This is a genomic window from Rheinheimera sp. (assembly GCF_030824435.1).
Lineage (GTDB): Bacteria > Pseudomonadota > Gammaproteobacteria > Enterobacterales > Alteromonadaceae > Pararheinheimera.
Map to the genome: position 1 here is coordinate 1 of NZ_JAVBXS010000010.1, position 23,442 is coordinate 23,442.

The window sequence follows — 23,442 nt, forward strand, 5'->3', positions numbered from 1 at the left end:
TACACGGTGGTTTTGGCGACAAAGGTGCATTACAGCAACAACAATGGCAAGTGCTGCAACAAGCACCAGATCTGGTGCAGCTTTACCATTTTTCGCCGGATGGCAGCTGTGGTTTTCCGGGCAATCTGCAGATTTGGTATTGCATTCAACTGGTTGGTCATCAGCTGCAATGCAGTTATCGGGCATTATCAGACAAAGACACTGTGCTGAGCCTGACCAACCATTGTTATTTTAATTTAAACAACGATGGCAGCAGCATTCACAATCACCTGCTGCAAAGCAGCGCCAGCCATTATCTGCCGGTGGATGGGCAAACCTTGCCGACCGGCGATATCAGTACAGTGGCAGGCACAGTCTTTGATTTTCAGCAGGCAACAGCGCTGGCGCCACTGTTGCAAAAAAATGATGCGGCGATTACTGATACCGCAGGTTTTGACCATTGCCTGGTGTGGCCTGACGAGGTGCCGGCGCCGGCAACTGATCTCGCCACTACCACGGCGACACCACCCTGGCGGGCCACCCTGTTTTCACCACAAAGTGGCATCCAACTGCAGGTTTTTAGCAATAAAACCGGTTTGCAGCTGTATAGCGGGCAGTTTTTACCCGCCCCTTTTACAGCGCTGCAAGGCCTTTGTCTGGAAGCACAACACTGGCCGGACGCGCCCAACCACAGCCATTTTCCATCGGCGTTGTTAAAGGCCGGCCAGTTTTATCAACATCAGCTGTGTTATCAATTTTCGGCACTGGACATCAACTGAAACAGGCGGTTAAACCAAGCGGCCATCGCTGGTAACAGCAATGATTTATAACAATAACCAGGGCATCCAAGATGCCGGGACGGGGAAGAAAAATGACACTCACCACTTTAGATTTAGCCATTTTGGGCTGTTATGTGCTGGGGCTGATGCTGCTGGCTTATTGGGTATCCCGTGACGAACGGGGTCAGCAGAAAAACACCAACGACTATTTTCTGGCTGGCAACAGCCTGCCCTGGTGGGCTATTGGCGCTTCGCTGATTGCTGCCAATATTTCTGCCGAACAAATTATTGGCATGTCAGGCTCTGGTTATGCCATTGGTTTGGCCATTGCTTCTTATGAATGGATGGCGGCTATCAGCCTGATTATTGTCGGTAAATATTTCCTGCCGATTTTTTTAAAACGGCAAATTTATACCATGCCGCAATTTTTGCAGCAGCGCTTTGATAACAGGGTACGCACCACGCTGGCGCTGTTCTGGATCGCGGTTTATGTGCTGGTCAATCTGACCGCCGTGTTGTGGCTGGGGGCTCTGGCGGTGAATGCGGTCACCGGCCTGGCGCTGTTTGAAAGTATGTTGTTGCTGGCGCTGTTGTCTTTGGCTTATTCGCTGTATGGCGGCCTGAAAGCTGTAGCTTTTACCGACATTATTCAGGTGGTGCTGCTGGTGGCCGGTGGTTTGTTTTTATCTTATCTGACGCTGGCTCAGATTGGCGCAGGTGCCGGGGTACTGGCAGGTTTAGAGCGGCTGATGCTGGAGGCACCGGATAAATTTGACATGATTTTAAGCCCGGATAATCCCCATTATGTCAGCCTGCCGGGTTTGTCAGTACTGGTCGGTGGCCTGTGGGTGATGAACTTATCTTATTGGGGTTTTAACCAATATATTATTCAGCGGGCTTTGGCCGCCAAAAACTTAGCTGAAGCGCAAAAAGGCATTGTATTTGCTGCCTTTTTAAAAGTGTTGATGCCGCTGATTGTGGTACTGCCCGGTATTGCTGCTGTGCTGATTCTGCCGGATCTCACCAAACCGGATCAGGCGTATCCGCAGCTGATGAACCTGATGCCATCCGGGGTAAAAGGATTGATTTTTGCCGCTTTAGTGGCTGCTATTTTGTCGAGCCTGGCATCGATGACCAACAGTGTCGCCACCATTTTTACCATGGATATTTACCGCCAGCTCAAACCTGCCAAGTCGCAGCAGCATTATGTCAAAACCGGCCGGCTGGTTGGTGTGCTGGCGCTGGCGCTGGCTTTAGTCACCGCCAAACCTTTGTTGGGTGATTTTGACCAGGCTTTTCAATATATTCAGGAATTTACCGGCTTTTTTACCCCTGGCATAGTGGCGTTGTTTTTATTGGGTATGTTCTGGCCACGCACCACGGCCAATGCCGCTTTAGTGGCTGCTATTGGCTCGGCTGTGTTGTCTTTGCTGGCCAAACAGTTCTGGCCAGCATTGCCTTTTATGGACAGAGTTGGACTGGTGTTTTTAAGTTGCCTGCTGCTGGCGGTTTTGGTGACTTTAGCCGAACAAAAACCAATACCTGCGACTGCAGTGAAATTGTCGGATATTCAGTTTCAGACAAAACCCGCTTTTAATCTGGCGGCAGTGGCAGTGTCTTTAGTGGTTGCCAGTTTTTATTACGCCTGGTGGTAGCAGTTTTTCTGCTGGTCACTGCATCCGGCTACGCAACGCGGTGTTTTGCAGTAAAACCGCTTGCTGCCAGCACAGAATGGCATTATGGTCGCCTTGCCGGGTAAGGATTATCCGGCAGGCAACACCAGTTTTGTGCCTGAGCGTTTTTGACCTTAACGTTTTTGACCTGAGCCGGCTGTTGCCTGCGCAGGTTTTAGCGCTTTAGCTGGTGCGCTGTGAATAAGGTTACACAACACCACCACATGGATAGTGACAATGAACATCAGCCCCAATACTGTTTTTTTATTACCTCAAGCTTATCCCTGCTACAGCCTGAGTTTTGCCGCTCATTCGTTTGACGATAGCAGCAGTTTTAGCCGGCATCAGATTGAGTTGCCGCAACAGCTTCAGCACGCCTTAACACAACGCAAAGCCGATTATCTGGCAGGCAGAATTTGTGCCCGCCAGGTGCTGCAACATTTGGGTTTTGTTAATTTCCAGCTGCTGCCCGGCGCCGACCGCGCACCACTCTGGCCGGATGGGATCTGTGGCAGCATCAGCCACAGCCAGCATATGGCCATTGCCATAGCAGCCCCTGCCACAGAAGTTGTGGGTTTGGGCATTGATATTGAGCAGCTGATGCCACAACAACAACAGGCTGAACTACAAAACAGCCTGATATTCCCGTCGGAACAGGCCGTTTTTTACGCTTTAGCCCAACAACAACCCCATGCCCTCAGCTTAGTGTTTTCAGCCAAAGAAAGTATTTTTAAGGCCTTGTTTGCACAAGTGGGCACTATATTTGGTTTTGATGCGGTTGAACTTATTGATTTTACAGAAGATAAGCTATTTTTTCGCCTGACAGGCACACTGAGTCCGACCCTTTGTAAGGCAACAAAACTCAGTGTGCATTTTCAGCAACAGGCAGGCGCTGTGTTGACGTTTTGTGTGGTATTGCCCGGCTAACAGTGCTGAGAAGCAGGGCAAGCCGCCCTGCCCGGCTAACCTGTTATTGTTCTTCTGCCAGCTTTGTTGCAGGCACAAGCGGCTTGTTTTGCGCCAAAGTCTGCTGACGTTCAGAAGCAAAAAGCTGATAACAAAGCGGCAATACAAAAAGGGTAAACAAGGTGCCAAGCAACATACCGGCCACCAGCATAATGCCAATACTGTTGCGTGCTTCTGCACCGGCGCCACTGACCAGCACCAGCGGAAAATGGCCCAACACTGTTGCTGTTGTGGTCATCATCACAGGTCTGAATCTGCTGACAGCAGCCTCTATGGCTGCTTGTGAGCGGCTGAGCCCGCTCAGTTGCAGATGATTGGCAAATTCCACTATCAGAATGCCGTTTTTTGCAATCAAACCCACCAGAGTCACCAGACCAATCTGCGAATAAATGTTTAAAGTGGTGAACTGCAGATAAGCCAATAACATGGCCGCCGACAATGCCAGCGGCACACTGCCACAAAGCACCACCAGCGGATCGCGGAAGCTGTTAAATTGCACCGCCAACAGCAGATAAACCACCAGTAATGACAACAACATCACTTGTACCATGGAGGTACCCTGTTGACGCAACTGACGGGATTCCCCGGCATAATCAAGCAGATAACTAGGTGGTAGCAGCTCTTTTGCCGCAGCTTCCAGCGCCTGTAACGCACTTTCTTTGGTACTGCCAGGCGCAACACCACCATAAATGCGCACTGCATTTTGCTGAGAAAAACTACTGAGCTGACGGGGCACTGTCTGCCAGTGTAATTCGGCAATATCCGACAAAGGGATCAGGCTGCCGTTTGCCGTTTTGATCTGTAAATCTAACAGCCGGCTGACATCAGAGCGCATATCCTGACTGATCAGCGGGATCACCTGATAAGCTTTGCCCTTAGCGTCAAACCTGTTGACATAATTGCTCGACAATAACACCGACAACTGCTGGCTGACGTCGGCTACCTGCAAGCCCAGATCGGCGATTTTTTCCCGGTTTAACTTCAGTTCGGTTTGTGGCAAATCAATTTTTAAATCGGTGTCAGCATATAAAAAATGCCCGCTGGCAAAGGCGGCGCCCACCAGTTTATCGGCATAACTTTTCAGCTCGCTGTAAGGTGCATTGGCTTTGACCACCAGCTCAACATCAAACTGCCCTGCACTTGGCAAAGGTGGAGGCATGATCGGCAAGGGCTGAATGCCAGGCTGAGCCGACAACACAGCATACACCTGGCCCAACAACTGTTGGGTGCTTTGATTGCGCTCCGAAGCTGGCGCAAATTCAATACCGCCAAAAGCACCATGAATAAAAATGTTTTGCCACATCTGGGTGGCGCCCGGCAGTTGTAACAGCGCGTCCACCATAGGTTTCATCTGTTGTTCGTTGTATAACAAAGAAGATTCCGGCGGCGACTGCACCAGCACATAAATACTGCTTTGATCTTCAACGGGCGCCAGCTCTTTTTGTGCCCCCTGATAAAAAGGCAATAACAACAGGCTGAGCAAAGCAGCACTGAACAACAATGGCCCACGAAATTGCTGTGCCTTTAACAGGCAACGCCGGTAGGCCTCACTGAACCGGCCAAAGGTGTTATTCACCTTCTGACTAAAACGACTTTCTTTGCCTTCATCGGCAATCACCCAACTGCTCATCACGGGTGATAAGGTGACAGCCACCACACCGGAAATGAATACCGCTATGGCCAGCGTAAAAGCAAACTCACGAAATAACACACCACTCAGGCCCGACAACAGACCAATAGGCGCATACACGGCGGCCAGCGTTAAAGTCATTGCCACTATAGGGGTAAATAACTGCCGGGCGCTCAACAACGCCGCCTGATAACGTGAATGCCCTTGCCGCACCAGCCTTGCCACGTTTTCCACCACCACTATGGCGTCATCCACTACCAGCCCAACCGACAGCACTATCGCCAGTACTGTCAGCAAATTCAGCGAAAAACCGGCCAGACTAATAGCAGCAATAGCCCCCAGAATAGACACCGGAATAGTGACCAAAGGCACGGCTGCAGTGCGCAGCGAGCCCATCATTAACAGCACCACCAGTGCCACCAGCAAAATGGTTTCGGCCAGAGTTTTAAAAATTTCTTCAAGCGCATCACGCATATACAAGGTGCCGTCATAGGCATATTGGATCTCAACACCGTCCGGCAGTGTTGGATTCAGCGTTTTGGTGACCTGATACAACGCATCACCCACGGCGATTTCATTGGCTCCTGGCAAAGGCCAGACCGACAGATACACAGTGTCCTGCTGATCCAGCCTTGCTGTCATCACCGCCTCTTCATGCGCCAGCTGCACTTTGGCGATATCGCGCAGGTACACTGTCTGATCTTCAGACTGCCGCACTATCAGATTGGCAAAGTCATCCACATTGGCCAACTGGGTATTTGCAACCAAATCAATACGTTGCTTGCTGGTTTCGATAAAACCCAGGGTGGCAATACTGTTATTGGCCGCCAACGCCTGCCAGACATCATCCGGGCTTAAATTAAAAGTACCAAGTCTGGCAGCGTCCAGCTCCACCCGCATCGCCGGGGTACGCCGGCCTTCAATATCGACTTTTTGCACACCGGGAATATTGCCAAGCACAGGGGTGACCTGGCGCGATAAATAGTCGGTTAACTGACTGAGCCCAATACCGGGTGCACTGACATTCAGATAAAACAACGCATGGGGTCGGTCGGCCCTTTTTACATTCACCAGCGGATCTTCAGCACCAGAGGGCAACTGATAACGGATTTGACTGAGTTTGCTGTTCAGCTCCGCCAAAGCGCGGGTGCTGTCTTCGTTTAACCGCAGATAAACTGTGACTTTGCTCTCGCCGGCTTTACTGACAGCGTCAACATAATCCAGCCCCGGAATAGTGGCAGCCACTCTTTCTACCGGATCGGTAATAAAACCTTTTACAGTGGCCGCAGCAGCGCCGGTATAACGGGTGGTAATTTCCAGCGCCGTGCTTTCCAGCCGGGGAAACTGTAAAACGGCTATTTCTTTTGCCGCCCACAAACCAGCAAAACAAATCAAAATTGAAAAGACGATGGCCAGTATGGGCTTGCTGACAAAAATATCGGTGCTGTGTTTTTGTGGGCTTGTCATGCTCAAAACTCCGTGGCAGCAGTAAAGCTGCTTGCCGGTGTTGGGGTCACTTCAGCCCTTAAGCCATCACGCAGCTTAAAAGCACCTTCATTGGCGATGAGTTGTGCCTGTTGCAAACCGGCCGTCACCAGCACCTGTTCGCCCAGCCTTGGCCCCAGCTGCACTTGCTGCCGCCTGGCTCTGAAGACACCGGCCTGATCTTTTTCCAGCAGATAAACATAATCACCCAGCTGGTCGCGCACTATGGCAGTGGCCGGAATGGCCGGTAATTGCTGCTGCTCGCCGGTGGCAAAATCCACCTGCACCAGCTGATTGGCCCGCAGTTGTTGTTGTGGCAACGGCAAACTGGCTCTGTATCTGAGCTGGCGCAACTGTGCGCTGACTTGCGCTTCCACCGACATCACCTCTGCCGTAACAGGCTCGGACTGACCGGGCAGATATACATCCACTTTTGCGCCAGGCGCCAGCTCCGGCAGACTTTGTGGCACCGAAAAATCCACCCAGCTATGCCCGGTCAGACCAATCAGGCTGGTTAACACTAAATTGCGTTCTAAAAACTGGCCGGGCTGTAAATCATGAATGCCGGCTCTGGCGCGAAAAGGCGCTTTAAGCACCTTTTTAGCAATTACACTTTGCAGCACCTGCTGCTCTGCCCGTAATTCACTCAAACGGGCTTGCGCCAGTTCGAGCGCTTCAGTGCTGACTTTTTGCCCCTGGTACAGCTGCTGATAACGTTGTACCGTTTTTTGCTGTTGTGCCAGCCGTACTTCAGTGGCCGCCAGCCGCGCCAGTTCTTCCTGATGATCAATTTCCAGCAGCACCTGATCTTTTTCCACTATTGCACCTGAGCTGAAATTCAGCCGGCTGACGGTGCCGGACAATTCATTGGTTAACTGCAGATATTGCGGGGCTTTTAATACGCCACTGACCTGGCGTCTTGGCAGATAAAGCTGGTTGGTTACATTTTGTGCTGTGACAGCAGCACTTTGTTCAGTGCTGTTGGCCGGGCCATTATGCTGCCACTGCCGCACAGCGCTGATGGCAGCACCAAGCAGCACCAGTAAAATAAGGGTAATAGACCATGGCATCAGTTTCATTGGTGTCCTCCTGACGGGCTGACTCTGGCACAAAAGTCAGCAATGTTTACATGAAGTATCTTTACATAAAGATATGTGGCGAAATTTTTTTTGTCAACCAAAAGCCTGAGCGGTCTGTTCCTGCTGTTGTTGGCAATAACGGGCATGCACCACCGCAAGTTCGGCCGCCACTTCAGTGGTATGCAACAACACTGCCTGATTTGCCCGCGCCGACTGGCCTGCGGTTGCCTGCTCCACTGCTTTCATCATAAAACGGGTAATGGCATTACCACTGATCCCTTGTTGCTCCGCCTGCAGACTGGCGGTTTTTATTGCCTGCTCCACAGCTGCGGCATCCAGCGCGTCAGCTTCGGGCGTAGGGGTACAAATTAACATACTCAGGTTGGGCGCTATCCGCTTTTGCCATTCAATAGCGGCGGCCAGTTGTTGTGGATCATCCAGGCGTTTTGGTGCTTTAAAACCGGAAGAACGACAATAAAAGGCCGGAAAATCATCAAACTGGTAAGAAACAACAGGCACATTGTGGGTTTCAAGAAATTCCAGCGTCAGCCCCAGATCAAGGATATTTTTGGCACCGGCACAAACCACAGCCAAACCACTGCGGGTCAGTTCAATTAAATCACCGGAAATATCCATGGTCTGCTGGGCACCACGGTGTACACCACCCAGACCTGCCGAGGCAAAAAAGCGGATACCGGCATGAGCGGCAATTTGTAACGAACAAGCCACTGTGGTGGCACCACTGCTACCACTGGCGAGCACAAATGCCAAATCGCGGCTGGAGATTTTTGCGGTTTGAGGCCGGGTGGCCAGATAAGCCAGCTCGTCATTATTCAGACCCACACAAATTTCACCCTGCAATACCGCCAAAGTTGCCGGCACAGCACCTTTGGCACGGACTTTTTGCTCCAGTGCCAAAGCTGTTTGCAGGTTTTGCGGGTAATCCAGCCCCTGGCAAATCACATTAGATTCAAGAGCAACGACGGCTTGTTGTTGGGCAAGTGCTTCTTTCACTTCGGCACTAAAACGCAGCGGCAGTGCTGTGCCGCGGGAAAATGGCGGTGTATTCATGTTGTTTTCCTTCTGATTGAAATAAAGCCCGGCCGGGCCAACCGGTGCCGGGCTGATGCGCCAGCCCCGCTGATATCGGAGCTGGTTGTGGTGATTGAGCCTGCTCAGGCCGACTGTAATGTTGCCAGTTGCCGGCTCAGCTGCTGGTAACGCTGAATATAAGCACTGAGCTCTTTCATGCCGGTGGCCTGCAACAGGCTGTAATGACAAGCTTCAAGCTGCACTTCCACCAAACCCAGCTCACGGCCAACCGCCTCAATAAAGGCATAGTCATCACCACGGGCTTTAAACAACACAGGGGCAACCTTCAACCGGCGCTGACTGAGTTCGGTAAAGCTATAACGATACTGATAAGTCTGGCGCACCAGGCTGACAATATTGTCCACCAGGTTTTTTGGCAGTTGCCGGTAATGCTGACAGATAAAATCAACAAAGGAGGCCTGGCAACTTACAGTTTGCAGGCATAGTTGCAACAAAGGCCCACTGATTTTTTGCGCAAATACCGAATACAACACTGTGACAAAAGCGGGTTCATTAAAATCGGCCAGACCACTGTGATTGGGCATTGCCAGCACAGGTGAACCGGGCGCCAGTAAAAACAGTTGTTCTACCACCTCCCCTTGTTGCTCCAGTTGATAAGCCACTTCAAAAGCCACTCTGGCGCCAAAAGAATAACCCCATAACCGGTAAGGCCCCTGCGGCTGGACTTGTTTCAGCAATGAGATGTCGGCCAGTGCCATAGCGCTGATATCCGGCTGAATAGTTTCGCCGGGCTCCAGCCCCTGAGCTTTGACCCCATAAAAATTTTGCCCTGCTGCAGTGGCATCGGCCAGCAGCCGTAAATTCAACGGATACCCGCCAAGACCAGGCCAGCAGAAAATATTGGCTGCATTGTCAGTTTTTGCCTGTTGCAGCGGCAATAACCTGCTGTGCTGCTGGCTTGCCGATGCGGTTTGTTGCACCAGCGCAGCTAAAGCTTCGATGGTGGGCGCGGTAAAAATAGCCTGCATTGGCAGTTGCAACCCAAACTGCTGATTGATCTGGTGCATCAGCGCCACAGCTTTTAATGAATTGCCACCACAGGCAAAAAAGTCGTCCAGCACCGACACCTGAGCCAAACGCAGACTTTGCTGCCACATGGTCAACAACAAAGTTTCGGTGTCATTGCGCGGCGCCAGCATAGGTGCGGCATTGTTGCTGCTTTGTACCTGCGGTGACTGACGCAGCGCCTGCAGGTCAATTTTGCCATTGGCGGTCTGCGGGAAAGAGTCAAACACCACAATGTTATTGGGCACCATATAAGCCGGCAAACAACTTTGCAGTTCGTCCCGCAATATTTCGGCCGGTCCGCGCATATGAATACTGTCTTCCTGCATGCCGGTACAGGCCTGCTGCTGCGGGCTGACTTGACCGCCGATGGCAAAATAAAATGGCGCCTGTGGCATCTGCCGCGCCTGACAAAGTTCGTCCATCCGCACCGCAGCTCTGAGCGGATGACCGGATTTTGAGCTGTAACCCGACGACATCATGCCAAGCTGCAACGGGTTTTGTTGTAACTGCTGCAAACGCCGGCCAAGGGCAATATATTGATACCAGGGCTCAGCCTGTCTGCTGAGTAAACCAATGCCAAAACTGGCGCGCTGGTACACTTGCTGGTTTATTGCAATAACGTCTGATGCTTCAATCAGCTGGGAGTCGAGGAACTGCAAACCTGTTGGCTGCCACAGATACTGACCGGCGGCTAAACCGGCCACTGCACCGGGCTGCACCTGTAAAATCTGCTCAACGGCACAAACCGGTGTTGTCCAGCTGTCGATGGCAAAAGAGCCCAGATATAAATCACCACTGTTACCGGCAAGCACTGTTTGCAAGTCGGCTGCAAATGTCCCTTGCTGCACCCCAAGGCCAAACTGTGGCAGCACCTGGTCAAAAAGCCCCAGCATATGGCCTGCTTCCATCTCCAGCACTTCGGCAATATTGTTTTGATAAACAGGTTCAATGGCTGTAGTGCGGCCAATAAAGTGCAACTTCAGGGCCGGTGTTGCTGAGGCGCTTTTGGGGACGACTAAATACAGACTGTGCTGTTTTGGCTGGTAATAATAATAACCACTGTCCAGGCCAAAAAGACCGTCGATTTCCAGATACAGCTGGGTGGCGTACAAAGCGCCGGGAGAGGCAAAACCATATTTAGGCAGCAGACGATCAGCACTGTGGAACTGGCCAAAATAACGTAACAAATAACCAAAATCGGCAAAACTCAGGCTGGATAAAGGTTTTGGTTGTGCTGGTTTTGGCGGCATGCTTTGTAATAACTGCTCCAGTTGCAAAGCACTGACAGCGCCGCCCTGAAAAAACCGGTAAGTTTTGCGGGCAAACACCAGCGCTTTTTGCTGTTCAGTGGCTTCTGCGCCTGGCAGCGGCAACTGGGCCTGTCCCAGCAGTTCCTGCTCTTGCCGTAAACCGGCGTTCGACAACTGCGCTTTCACCTGTAATTTATTTTGTTTGGATTGATGATGGGCACCTTGCCGCCCCTGATCCATCAGGCTGGCTTGCTGTTTATCCAGCTCAATACAGGCGATCAGCTGATCAGTGCCGGTGCGGCTGTCTTGTTGCACCAACACAGCAGCATTTTTAATCCAGCGGTGTTTTTCAATCTGCAGCCGGATTTCGTCCAACTCCACCCGATAACCCCTTAATTTCACCTGATTATCCACCCGGCCGACAAAATGGGTATTACCGTCCGGATCAACACGCGCCAGATCGCCGGTGCGATACAATCTTTGATATAAAGGGTCGTTACTGTGCGGATTGGCAATAAAACGTTCGGCACTCAGATCCGGTCTTTGATAATAACCACGTGCCAGCTGAATACCACTGATATAAAGTTCACCAATTTCACCGGACGCCACCGGTTGTAACTCAGCATCCAGCACATAATAACGGCATTGCGCCACCGGATAACCCACAGGCACCGCCAAGGGCAGTTGATGTAACTGACTGGCCGTCACTTCAAAAGCCGACGAATTAATAGTGCACTCAGTAGGGCCATATAAATTCACCAGCCGGCAACCGGGAAAACTAGCCAGCAAATCGGACGCCAGTTGCCGGGTCAGCAGCTCGCCACCGCTGAAAATAAACTTTAAGCCGCTGGCAATACTGTTGCCCGGCACTTCCAATAAAGCCTGCAATAAGGTGGGAACCCCCTGTAATACAGTGACACCAAGTTCAGCAACTGTGTCCAATAATGCCGGCGGGTCGCGGTAGATGCCGGGAGCACCTATCACCACAGTGGCGCCCATGGCACAACAGAGAATTTCCCACTGCGCAGCGTCAAAACTAAAAGGTGTTTTTTGCAGAATGGCGCTGCGCTGATCAAAGCCATATTGCTGCGCCAGCCACTGCATCTGGGCTGCAATGCTGCGCTGTTCAATCATCACCCCTTTGGGTTTGCCGGTACTGCCTGAGGTATAAATCATATAAGCCAGCTGCTGTGCACTCAGCAACGGCATAAAATGATGCAAACCAGCAGGTAAGTCTTCCACAGTAAAAATAGTCAGAGACTCAGGCGCCAGTTGTTCCAGCTGGGCGCGCAGATGCCGCTGTGTTAGCACAACAGATACCCCTGCGTCCGACAGCATGTACTGCAAACGTTCTTGCGGATATTCAGGCGATAACGGCAGGTAACAACCACCGGCAAACAAAATGCCCCACACGCCACAGATCAGATCCGCAGAAGGTTCCATAAACAAACCAATACACTGATCCTGTTGCTGGCCAAGGCTTAACAGCAGTTGTGCAATCTGACCTGCCTGTTGCACCAGCTCAGCAAAACTCAGCTCTGCTTCGCTGGTCCGCACGGCCACAGCGTCCGGTTGTTGCTGACATTGCCATAACAACAAAGCCGCCAGATCGGTAAAAGCGCCCTGCTCTGGCACTTGATTCAGTGACTGTTTTTGCTGTGATTGTTCAGCCTGGGCTAACTGGCATTGGCCCCGCTCCGACCACATCGCTGCTTGTACTCTTTCCATCGTCTTGCCTCCTTGTCGTTAAATGAAAAAAATGGCGGCGAACACCACAGCCGCCTGCTGCAAAAAATGCCTTGCCAAGATAACAGCCAAAATCTTTATAACAAGTATCTTCATATGAAGATTAATAATTTAATGACATTGTCATAAAACCAAAAAACCGCCAAAAGGAAGAACGCCTTTTATCATTGATTTATAATGTCTTTGTTAAGTTTTCCGCCTGTAAATCCAGCTATTGCCCTGTGATCAATGACAAGCTAATATTTCTTTCAATAAAGAAACTTCAAGAGAAGATAAAAATGAAAGATGATTTAGTGGATGCGGTTATTCAGCAATGGCACAGAGAAAGGCCTGATCTAAACCCGGCGCCTATGGCCGTGATGGGCCGGCTGGTGCGCAGCTGCGCCTTATTTGACCGGGAATTAAGTACGGTATTCAGCGATTTTGAGCTCAATGGTGGTGAATTTGATGTGATAGCCACCTTACGCCGCTCAGGCAAACCTTATACCTTAACGCCAAATCAGTTGTTACAAACCCTGATGCTGACATCGGGTTCAATGACAAACAGAATTGACAAACTGGAAGCAAAACAATTAGTTGCCCGAAGCCCCGACCCACATGACCGCCGTGGTGTGCTGGTGTCCCTGACCGCCAAAGGGCTGGATATTATTGATAAGGCGCTGGTGCGCCATCTGGCAAAAGGTGAAGAGTTGTTGGCAGAACTGAGCCAGGCAGAACGGGATCAACTGGCGGCATTGCTGAAAAAACTGCTGTTGTCACAAGGTATGCAATAACAAAATGGTATGCAGCTATAAGCTGCATACCACTCATCAAAGCGCTGTTTTGCAACACTCAGCGCCACACTGTGGCTTCAGGGCGGTTTTTCCCCGGCTTTGCGCCGCCAGCACAAGCTGAATCAACCAGACAGTTCAGCTTGTGTCTGAGGCTGGGTGCTTAATGTCGGATAGTCGGTGTAACCTGCAGCGCCTCCACCATAAAAAGTGCTGGCATCGGCCTGGTTATAAGGACCACCGCGGCGACTTCTGGCCACCAAATCCGGATTGGCCAGAAATAACACACCAAAAGCCACAGCATCCGCCACATCCTGTTGCAGAATGTCACTGGCAATCTGGGGGGTCACAGGGCCAGACTCACTGCTCTGGTGTGGATTCACAATCAGACAACCCGGCCACAACTGGCGCAATAACAACGTCATATCGCGGTTGGAGGCTTCCATCAGATGCAAATAAGCCAGATTGGCAGGCAACAAGCGGCATAAGGTCGGGTACAAGTCCAATGCATCACTTTCATGAATGTCATTGTATGGATTTTGTGGTGACAATCTGATGCCGGTTCGATGTGCCCCTATGGCATCGGCCACTGCCGCTGTCACTTCCAGCGTCAGCCGCAGCCGGTTTTCGACTGTGCCACCATAATGATCAGTACGCAGATTACAGTTGTCAGCCATAAACTGATGCAGCAAAAAACCATTACCAGCGTGAATTTCCACACCGTCAAACCCTGCTTCTATCGCAAAACGCGCTGCGCTGACAAAATCATCAATACATTGCCTGATATCAGCCCCCGTCATGGCTCGCGGTACAGGATAAGGTTTTGGGCCATCGGCAGTGTAGGCAAAACCGCTGGCTGCAATAGCCGAAGGCGCCAGCGACTGATGGGCACTGGCGTATAAAGACGGGTGCCCTATGCGCCCGGCGTGCATCAGTTGCGCCACGATACGACCGCCCTGCTGATGCACAGCTGCTGTGACTGGCCGCCAGCTATCGGCTTGTTGTTGGTTGTGTAAACCTGGTGAATGTTGAAAACCCTGACCTGTGATACAAGGCTGAATACCTTCACTGATGATCAGACCTGCACTGGCGCGCTGGGCATAATATTCGGCCATCAGCCCTGTCGCCAACCCCTCTGCAGTGGCGCGGTTGCGGCTCATCGGCGCCATCACAAAACGGTTTGGCAGTGCTAAAGCGCCTGTAGTTAACGGACTATACAAAGTTGTCATCAGAATTATCCTTTATTTAACTGAGTTAGAATGGGCGCGGCAGCAGTGCCGGCTGGCGGTGGCGCTGGTTGACGCTGAGCCAGCACAATGGCCGCCAGAATGGCGAAGGCTCCTAAAGATTGCTGCAGAGTAAGATGCTGGTTTAAAACAAGATAACCAAAAGCCAATGCCGAAACCGGACTGGTAAAAGTTAAAAAAGACAAGGTGACAGCCGGTAGCCGCTGCAAGGCACGAAACCACAACAAATAAGCCAACACAGCGCCAATCAGGCAAAGGTAACCATAACCTGCCAGATTCTGGCGGCTGATATGTGCGGGTAAACCTTCCTGCCACAAAGTGAGCGGCAACAATAACAAACCGCCGGCCAGCAGTTGCCAGCCGGTAAAAGTGACCAGACTGATATTGGCCGGTTTTGGCCACTTTTTACTCAGCACTATGCCAAGAGCCATCGACATAGCACCACAAAGTCCGGCCAGCACACCTGTGACAGACATCACTGCATCTTGTACTGACACCAACAACGCCACACCACCGCTGGCAATGCCTGCTGCCAATAAAGGCCTTAGCCGCAGCCGTTCATGCAATACAAAGACACTGAGCAGCATCACCAGTACCGGCTGGCAGGACATCACCAGCGCAGCAACACCGCCCGGCAGATGGTAAGCAGCAACAAAAAGACAATAAAAAAATAAACCTATATTCAGGGTGCCAAGTATTGCTGCCCGCCACCACCAGTGCCCTTGTGGTAACTGGCGTTGCCACAACAACAGCAGCAGTCCGGCCGGTAAAGCTCTGGCAAGAGAAGCCAATAAGGGTCTGTCCGGCGGTAATAATTCAGTGGTCACTACATAGGTGCTGCCCCAAATCACTGCAGCCAGCACCCCACAAAGCAGCGGCAGACTTATCGCTCTGCTGCTCATACCGCCTCCGCCTGCCAGGTGCCAAAATATCTGTCACCAAAGTCGCCGATGCCGGGCAACATATAAGCTTGTTCGGTCAAGCCCTGCTCAATACTGCTGGTGATGATCTGCACCTTGGGCTGTTGTTGGCTAACCCGGGCCAGACCGGAGGGCGATGACAATAAATTTAATAATAAAATCCGTTCTGCCGGCACCCCTTCGGCCAGTAATACATCCAGTGCACATAAGGCTGAGCCGCCGGTGGCCAGCATAGGCTCAAACAACATCACATAACCTTGTGCAATATTGTTTGGCAGTTTGCTGTAATACAAATGGGGTTGTTTGCTTTGCTGATGGCGCTGCACCAGAATTTTGCCAATGGGTATATCTCTGTTGATACGTTGTAATTCAAATTCCATACTCTCGCCGGCACGCATCACAGACACAGCACAAAGCCCTGTAGCCAGACGTTTGCCCTGATAAGTGGCACCAAGCGGGGTTGTTACCTGATGATCGGTAAAGGGTAACAAGGCATAAGCCTGCTCCAGCAACAAACGGATCACCTGATCGGCATAAAAAGTAAAAGTAGACTGACAGGCCCGCCTGTCACGCATCTGGGCATGCAGTGCGCGCAGCCGGTCACTTTGTGCCAGTTCTATCACAGCCAGTGCAGCGTCACTATAAACCGGCGATACCGGCAGAATTTGTGCAGACATCATATGCTCCTTGCAATAAAACAGCCCGCAACCCAAGCGGCGGGCCTGTGAGGTTAAGCGGCCAGTTCAGCAAAAGCCTTACGGGCTTCGGCGACAAAACGACGGATCCGGGTAGCGTCTTTGCGCCCATCCGCCCCTTCCAGGCCGGTATGTGCATCAACAGCAGCCGGACGCACATGACGGATAGCTGCAGCCACGTTGTCAGGCGTCAAGCCACCCGCCAGCATCAAAGGTTTTGGTGAACGTTTTACCAGCTCAGCACTGACATCCCAGTTATGGGTTAAACCAGTGGCACCTTTGGCACCGGTTTTGGGGTTATAGGTATCGGTGATAAACATATCGACATAATCGGCACACTGATCAACCAGTTGCAGCAGCTCGTCCGCATTATCCTCTTTCACCACCAGGCTTTTCAGAATGCACAGATCCGGTCTTAACTGACGCAGTTTCACCATCTCATCAACGCTGATATCACCGTGCAACTGCACAGCTTTCACCCCCAGCTGCTGACAAAAACTACTGACTTGTTCGGCGTCTGTCAGGTAACTGATCAGCACACCAGCATGCGGCTGATCTAACTCCGCAATAATGGCTGTTGCTGACTGTTCACTGATATCGTCACGGCCCGACGGCAGCCGCAATGGAAAACCCAGCCACTCCACACCTTCATTCACTATGAGTTGTGCTTCCTGCCGGTCAATAATGCCGGCCACCTGGATCAGATGTTTCATTTTGCTCTCCCTTCGCTGGATTGGTATTTATCTCAACACAATGTATCTTCACCTGAAGATACATTTATTTAATACATGAAGAATCTCCATGTCAAGATATAATCTGATGACAATGGCAAAAGGCCATCAACAACCACAGCAGCCTTGATGACAGCCTTTGGCATTAACAGTCGGGTAAGGCAAAAGCCTAACAACAGCTTGGTTGTTTATTGCGTGTTGCAGCCTGGTTATGGCCGGAAATAAACACAACGGATTTTGGCAGGAATTGGTGAAAAGGTTTGATAACTCATTGTTATTAAGATGAGTTATCACAAGGAGATAACACAATAACATCAGTGGCAGCGACCTGAATTATAGCCACTCAGGCCGCTGTGCCACTTGTGATTATTCAGCTGTGGGCAACTGAAAAAAATCAGCGGCGCTGTGCCGCTCTGGTAACTGCTCGTGCGGTTCGCCCCAGTTGCGGTTCACTTTAACACCACGCTGCACTGCAGGGCGGGCATCCATTGTTTTTGCCCAGCGCTGCACATTTGGATAACTTTGCACATCCAGAAATTCAGCGGCATTGTATAAACGCCCCAACACCAAAGCACCATACCAGGGCCAAATCGCCATATCGGCAATGCTGTATTCTGCGCCCGCCACATAAGGTTGCACCGCCAGCTGACGCTCTAGTACATCCAGTTGCCTTTTGCTTTCCATCGCATAACGGTTAATAGCGTATTCAAACTTTTCTGGCGCATACGCATAAAAATGGCCAAAACCACCACCTAAAAACGGCGCACTGCCCATTTGCCAGAATAACCAATTTAATACTTCGGTGCGCCCTGCGATGTCTTTTGGAATAAAAAACCCAAACTTTTCAGCCAGATACAACAAAATAGAGCCGGACTCAAATAACCGGAGCACCGGCTGCTGAGAATAATCCAATAAAGCCGGAATTTTACTGTTCGGGTTAATGGCAACAAAATCAGAGCCAAACTGGTCACCTTCACGGATGCTAATCAGCCAGGCGTCATAGTCAGCAGCACTGACACCGGCTTCCAGCAATTCTTCCAGCATAATGGTCACTTTGACCCCATTGGGCGTTGCCAGCGAATACAGCTGTAAATCATGTTGGCCTTTGGGCAGCGTTTTTTCATGGGTAGCGCCCGCAACAGGCCTGTTAATACTGGCAAAAGCACCACCATTGGCCTGATCCCAGACCCAGACTTTGGGGGGTGTATACACTTTATTGTCCATCAAAGTTCCTTGATAAGTTTTAGCCTGCGTGAGCAGGCTAAGGTGTTTATGATGTTTAACATGGCTGCTTTAAAGAGTACGCAGCGTGCTGGCTGGTTTGCCATTCTGGTGCCGGGAGCACAATTATTGCGCCTGGCTTGCCATTATTTCGCTGTTAATAACTGCACCACAACATGGCCAACTTCAGCAGCAGACTGTGGATTCTGACCTGTCACCAACCGTTTATCGGCCACTACTTTCACCTGCCAGTCAGCGGCTTTTTCAAAACGGCCACCTCTTTTAACTAACTCATCTTCCAGCGAAAAAGGCACTACATCAGTCAGTTTGACCGCCGCTTCTTCAGTGTTACTAAAACCTGTCAGCTTTTTGCCATTAATTAAATAGTCGCCGTTGGCCAGTTTAATATTTAATAAAGCCGCCGGACCATGACAAACCGCTGCGACTACGCCATTTTGCTGGTAAATATCTGCCGCAAGTCTGGCTAAAGCTTTGTCTGAAGGGAAATCCCACATAGTGCCGTGACCACCGGCAAACAGCACTGCCTTGTAATCTTTGGCTTGTAATTCACTGAGTTTCCTGGTGTTTTTCAGTTTATTTTTATGCTTGTTGTCGGCCATAAACCAGTCGTTGACCGGGTCTTTATCGGCCAGGCTGCGCGCATCCACCGGCGCTTCCCCACCCAAAATACTGGCAATCTCCACGTCAAAACCAGCTTGTTGCAGTTTTTGGTAAGGATGTGTCACTTCGCCCAGCCAATAACCGGTTTTTTCGCTGCTGTTACCAAGAGTGTCATGGCTGGTCACCACTATCAGCACTTTATCGGCAGCCAAAGCCAGACTGCTGCTAAGCATCAGCACTAATGTCAGCACAGCGGCGACAGTCAATTTTTTAAGCATAGAGAATTTGTTCATCAGATTTCCTTTACGCCAACACTTGCCGGCTGCATTAACGATACATTTTTTGGTCGCTGTACCCACAAGGTTTTTAAACCACAGCAGCAACTGGTGCAAATTGTAGTCAGCCGCTAAGATAACGAGAAATGAATAGATTAAATTACACCAATTCAAATTATGAATATTAAGAGCAAAGATCTGAACCTGTTGTTGTTATTTAAAGTGTTATTTGAAGAGCTGAATGTCACAGCAGCGGCAGAACGTATGGCGCTAAGCCAACCAGCGCTCAGTCATAAACTGAATAAACTGCGCCATGAATTTGCCGATCCGTTATTTGTGCGTTCTGCCCGTGGCCTGACGGCAACACCCAAAGCTATTCAGCTGGCACCGCAAGTGCTGGCGCTGGTCAGCTCGCTGGAAACTTTTTATCAGGACAGCCAAAGCCTGGATTTTCTGCAGCAACAAAGCCGTTTTTATCTGTACACCACCGACTATATCGAAAGCCTGTTATTGCCCAAATTATTAAGCCGATTGATGGCTCAGGCGCCCGGTGTCCAGCTGGTGACCCGTAATACCATGGGTTTGTTGCCAAGGCAGGAGCTGGAACGCGGTGAATGTGATTTAGCCATCGCCGGTTTTTATACCGACTTACCCCAAACCCTGTATCAAAAGCCTTTGTATCAGGAAGATTTTGTGGTGCTGCTGCGCAAACAACATCCGCTGTCAGCTGCACCTTTAACTTTGCAGGCTTATTGTCAGGCGCAACATATAGTCACCACCCTCACCGGTGATTTAGACGGCATTGTTGATAAAGAACTGGCCAAACAAGGGCTAAAACGCCATATCTGCGCCGGTATTTCCAGTTTTATGGCGCCGCCGGCACTGGTGCTGCACAACGATGTGTTATTAACCTGTCTGCGTTCAGTGGCAGAAGCGGCAGTGGCCCAACAACCGCAGTTGCAAATTCAGCCTTGCCCTTTGCCGCTGAATAAGGTGCAAATCAGCCAAATCTGGCATTCCCGTTGTCAGGACGATTTATTACATCAGTGGCTGCGCAAACAAATTGTTGACATAACATCAGGCTGTTAAGCCGGCTGCTGTAAAAGTCACAACAGCAAAACCCTGTTTTTGATGTTGTTTTTTTATTTTTTATCTGGGGTATAGTACAAAGCGTTGTGAACATGAGCCGCAAAGGACAATGCACCTGATGATGTCTACCCTGCCCCTCCTCACCCGTTGTTTACGCCTTATCAGGCCGGTGAAAGTGAAAGCAACAGCAGTTGCTGCACCAACAACAGCAGCCCTATTGCTGTTGTTACTGTTTTGGCAACCCCAGGTGTATGCCCAAAACAGCAGCACCACCCCGGCACTTGAGCAGGCGATAACAGCAACAGAGCAGCTGTATGCCACTGACGCTGCCGCTGGCAAAAAAGCTTTTGCGGCATTAAAAGGCCTGACCCCGGATCATGACTATCTCATCAAACAAAAGTTCTGTTGGGCGCTGGCACCGGCCGAACCTAAAGCAGCCATCGAGCTGATAAACAGCTTACAAAACCAACCAGAACAGATACCTGAACTTTGGCAACTGCGTTTTAACTTGTGCCAGGGCTACGCCGAAGAGCAACTTGGCAATAACCAACAAGCATTAAAACTGTATCAGGAATTGTTATTAAACCCGCTCGCCACCGCAGATCAGGCAATGTACGCCAGAGCCCTGACCCTCAGAGGGGAACAATATGCGATTAGCGGTGCTTACCCGCAGGCGCTGGAAGATTTAAAGCAGGCATATCAGCTGGAAAAACAGCTGGGTGATGCACAAAGTTTAAGTTATGTCACCAATTCACTGGCCAATTTATATGCAGATCCGGCTTTGGCTGACTACAAAGAAGCAGTGGCTATGTACCAACAAACACTGGCTTATCACAGACAAAGGCAAAACCGGCAGGATGAAGCCACAGCTTTGTATAACCTTGGCAGCACCTATGAAAGTATGGGTGAGCTGGAACAGGCTCTGAATTACCTGCAACAAGCGCTGGAAGTGGAAGAACAAAGAGGCCAGCCTGAGGATATTGCTTTTAACCAGCGTGCTATCGCCAGGGTGTTGACCAAAGCAGGCAAAGCCAATGAAGCCATCAAGCTGCTGAATGAAGCCATTTTGTTTTATCAAAAAAGCGGCAACATCGAGCACCTGGCTTATTGCCAGCTAAGCCGTGCCGTCAGTTATATGGCATTAAAACAATGGCCAGAGGCTGAGCAGGATTTAATGCTGGCTGCGGATTATTTCCGGCAAAACCCCAACGCCCGTTTTGAAGCCCGTCTTTATAAAGAATATGCCAGCCTGGCCGCCGCCCAGCAGCAGTGGCAAAAAGCCTTTTTATTACAACAACAGCAGTTAGAACGAGACAGTTATCTGCAACAACAGCTTCTGGATAACCGCACCAGCGCTTTAAAAACCCAACTGCAAACCGAAAAAATTCAGAGTGAAAAAGAACTGCTGGCGCAAAAAAACCAACAGCAACAACAACAGCTGCAGGACGCCGAAACTTTACGACTTTGGCAGGTCATAGCGCTGGTTTTTGCCGTGTTATTAATTGTGACTTTACTGCTGCTGATGCAAAAACAGAAAAAATTGTCAGCGCAGTTACGTGATTTAGCTTTGCTGGATGAACTGACCCGGTTACCCAACCGCCGCCATACAGTAGCCATGGCCGAGCAGTTGTGGCAACAAAGCAGCCAGACTGGTCAGCCACTGGCGGTGCTGGCGCTTGATATCGACTTTTTTAAAAAGGTGAACGATAGCTTCGGCCATCAGGCCGGCGATTTAGTATTAAAAAAAGTCGGCCATTGTTTACGCACCGGTTTAAGGCCACAAGACAAAGTAGGCCGGGTTGGTGGTGAAGAGTTTTTGTTGTTATTACCCAACACCAGCAGCAGCCAGGCCACTGAAATAGCACAAAGATTATGTCAGCAAGTGGCAGAGTTAAATTTTGACGAGCTGGCGCCGGCACAACAAGTCACCGTCAGTATTGGCATTGCCGGCCGCGCTGCACACAACGACTTATTGGCGTTATGGCATCAGGCCGACACCGCCCTTTATCAGGCCAAACAACAAGGCAGAAACAGAGCTGTGCTGGCTGCTTAGTTTATTGCTGCAAACCAGCACTGACAGGATGTTGCTGGCTCGCTGTTACCTATGGACTGTTGGTAATGTCTGTTATTGATAGTCTGACGGTTAAGTTTACAAGTGCAGCTGATGCAAGGCTACAAAACCGGGGCGTGCAACATCTGCCCACGCCGTGGCTGGCAGGCCATTTTGCTTAGGCCATTTTGCTTAGGCCATTTTGCTTAGGGTGGCGCGAAATCTGGCCAAAGACAACCAGAACAACAAAGCAGCGATCAGCGTTAATGCCAGCAGCTGTGGCCACACCACATCAAGGCCTGCGCCGCGGTATAAAATAGCCTGCGACGCCATCACAAAATGAGTGTTTGGCGCCGCCAGCATCAGATATTGCACCAGCTGCGGCATACTTTCGCGGGGTGTCATGCCCCCCGACAATAACTGCAGCGGCAACAATACCAAAATCATCATCAAACCAAACTGCGGCATAGAACGGGCTATAGTGGCCATAAAAATGCCCATAGAAGTGGTGGCACACAGCTGCAGTGCGGTACATAACAAAAATAACGCCACTGAACCTTCCACCGGCACAGCCAACAAACCCTGAATCACCCAATGCAAGGACAAGCCAGTTGCCAGCAGCACCACAATCCCCATCGCCAGAATTTTTGACAGCATAATTTGCGCCGGTGTCACCGGCATCACCAGCAGATGTTCAATGGTGCCATGTTCCCGCTCCCGAATCAGGGCGGCGCCTGTCAGCACTATCGAAATCATCGTCACCATATTAATCAGCTCCATCACAGCGCCAAACCAGGCACTTTTCAGGTTTGGATTAAATCTGGCTCTGAGCACCAAATCGACCGGCAGCTGAGTGTTCACCCTGTGTTTGTGCAAATATTCCGTTATTTCTGCCGCGGTGATTTGTTCAATATAACCGGCGCCGCTAAAAGCCTGACTAATGCGGGTAGCGTCCACACTCAGCGCCAGCTCAGGCGCACGGCCGGCCAGTAAATCTTGTTGAAACTCAGGCGGAATGGTCAACACAAAACTATAACGGCCAGCATCCAGCGCGGCGTCCGCTTCGTTGAGTTGTAACAACACTGGTTTGACAAAATAAGGCGGGTAAAAAGCAC

Annotated in this window: 17 protein-coding genes; 6 read left to right on the plus strand and 11 right to left on the minus strand. The window is 50.6% G+C overall.

Features of this window, described 5'->3' with window-relative positions; all coding sequences use genetic code 11:
• The 3 genes from RCH83_RS00875 to RCH83_RS00885 form a co-directional block, all read left to right on the plus strand.
• Positions 1 to 758, plus strand: a 758-nt coding sequence (locus RCH83_RS00875; RefSeq protein WP_306518093.1) for a galactose mutarotase, incomplete at its 5' end; no start/stop codon positions are given.
• 92 nt (positions 759 to 850) lie between these two features.
• On the plus strand, positions 851 to 2,413 hold the full coding sequence (locus RCH83_RS00880; protein ID WP_306518095.1) for a sodium/sugar symporter: 1,563 nt from the start codon (positions 851 to 853) through the stop codon (positions 2,411 to 2,413).
• 255 nt (positions 2,414 to 2,668) lie between these two features.
• Positions 2,669 to 3,358 (plus strand): 4'-phosphopantetheinyl transferase, encoded by a 690-nt coding sequence (locus RCH83_RS00885; RefSeq protein ID WP_306518097.1) that lies wholly within the window; start codon positions 2,669 to 2,671, stop codon positions 3,356 to 3,358.
• 43 nt (positions 3,359 to 3,401) lie between these two features.
• Here the strand turns inward: RCH83_RS00885 and RCH83_RS00890 are convergent, their stop codons facing one another.
• The 4 genes from RCH83_RS00890 to RCH83_RS00905 all read right to left on the minus strand — a co-directional run bounded on the left by RCH83_RS00890 (position 3,402) and on the right by RCH83_RS00905 (position 12,690).
• A complete protein-coding gene (locus RCH83_RS00890) occupies positions 3,402 to 6,494 on the minus strand; it encodes an efflux RND transporter permease subunit (protein WP_306518099.1) in 3,093 nt (1,030 codons plus the stop codon).
• A 2-nt stretch (positions 6,495 to 6,496) separates the two neighbouring features.
• Positions 6,497 to 7,591, minus strand: coding sequence for an efflux RND transporter periplasmic adaptor subunit (locus RCH83_RS00895; protein WP_306518101.1), 1,095 nt, complete (start codon positions 7,589 to 7,591; stop codon positions 6,497 to 6,499).
• Between the two features lie 93 nt (positions 7,592 to 7,684).
• Positions 7,685 to 8,662: a pseudouridine-5'-phosphate glycosidase gene (locus RCH83_RS00900; protein WP_306518103.1), complete on the minus strand. Its 978-nt coding sequence runs from the start codon at positions 8,660 to 8,662 to the stop codon at positions 7,685 to 7,687.
• A gap of 104 nt (positions 8,663 to 8,766) precedes the next feature.
• Entirely contained in the window at positions 8,767 to 12,690 is a 3,924-nt protein-coding gene (locus RCH83_RS00905; RefSeq protein WP_306518105.1) for an amino acid adenylation domain-containing protein, read from the minus strand.
• Positions 12,691 to 12,986: 296 nt separating this feature from the next.
• Between RCH83_RS00905 and RCH83_RS00910 the strand changes: the two genes are divergently transcribed.
• Positions 12,987 to 13,481 (plus strand): MarR family winged helix-turn-helix transcriptional regulator, encoded by a 495-nt coding sequence (locus RCH83_RS00910; protein ID WP_306518107.1) that lies wholly within the window; start codon positions 12,987 to 12,989, stop codon positions 13,479 to 13,481.
• 122 nt (positions 13,482 to 13,603) lie between these two features.
• Here the strand turns inward: RCH83_RS00910 and RCH83_RS00915 are convergent, their stop codons facing one another.
• The 6 genes from RCH83_RS00915 to RCH83_RS00940 form a co-directional block, all read right to left on the minus strand.
• The gene (locus RCH83_RS00915; protein ID WP_306518109.1) at positions 13,604 to 14,707 is read right to left on the minus strand and encodes an alkene reductase; all 1,104 of its coding nucleotides are present in this window, start codon (positions 14,705 to 14,707) and stop codon (positions 13,604 to 13,606) included.
• Between the two features lie 5 nt (positions 14,708 to 14,712).
• Entirely contained in the window at positions 14,713 to 15,627 is a 915-nt protein-coding gene (locus RCH83_RS00920) for an EamA family transporter (protein WP_306518111.1), read from the minus strand.
• Positions 15,624 to 16,322 (minus strand): uracil phosphoribosyltransferase, encoded by a 699-nt coding sequence (gene upp, locus RCH83_RS00925; RefSeq protein ID WP_306518113.1) that lies wholly within the window; start codon positions 16,320 to 16,322, stop codon positions 15,624 to 15,626. Before upp ends, RCH83_RS00920 begins: the two co-directional genes overlap by 4 nt.
• Before the next feature lie 53 nt (positions 16,323 to 16,375).
• A complete protein-coding gene (locus RCH83_RS00930; RefSeq protein WP_306518115.1) occupies positions 16,376 to 17,053 on the minus strand; it encodes a phosphoribosylanthranilate isomerase in 678 nt (225 codons plus the stop codon).
• Positions 17,054 to 17,437: 384 nt separating this feature from the next.
• Positions 17,438 to 18,295 (minus strand): glutathione-dependent disulfide-bond oxidoreductase, encoded by an 858-nt coding sequence (gene yghU / locus RCH83_RS00935; RefSeq protein WP_306518117.1) that lies wholly within the window; start codon positions 18,293 to 18,295, stop codon positions 17,438 to 17,440.
• A 143-nt stretch (positions 18,296 to 18,438) separates the two neighbouring features.
• Entirely contained in the window at positions 18,439 to 19,206 is a 768-nt protein-coding gene (locus RCH83_RS00940) for a type 1 glutamine amidotransferase domain-containing protein (protein ID WP_306518119.1), read from the minus strand.
• 159 nt (positions 19,207 to 19,365) lie between these two features.
• Here RCH83_RS00940 and RCH83_RS00945 point away from each other — a divergent pair, with 159 nt between their 5' ends.
• Together RCH83_RS00945 and RCH83_RS00950 are read left to right on the plus strand one after the other, a co-directional pair.
• Complete coding sequence (locus RCH83_RS00945; RefSeq protein WP_306518121.1) at positions 19,366 to 20,277, plus strand: LysR family transcriptional regulator; 912 nt, start codon at positions 19,366 to 19,368, stop codon at positions 20,275 to 20,277.
• A 118-nt stretch (positions 20,278 to 20,395) separates the two neighbouring features.
• A complete protein-coding gene (locus RCH83_RS00950) occupies positions 20,396 to 22,330 on the plus strand; it encodes a tetratricopeptide repeat-containing diguanylate cyclase (RefSeq protein WP_306518123.1) in 1,935 nt (644 codons plus the stop codon).
• A gap of 189 nt (positions 22,331 to 22,519) precedes the next feature.
• Here RCH83_RS00950 and RCH83_RS00955 read toward each other — a convergent pair.
• A partial coding sequence (locus RCH83_RS00955) for an ABC transporter permease (protein ID WP_306518125.1) occupies positions 22,520 to 23,442 on the minus strand: 923 nt, incomplete at its 5' end.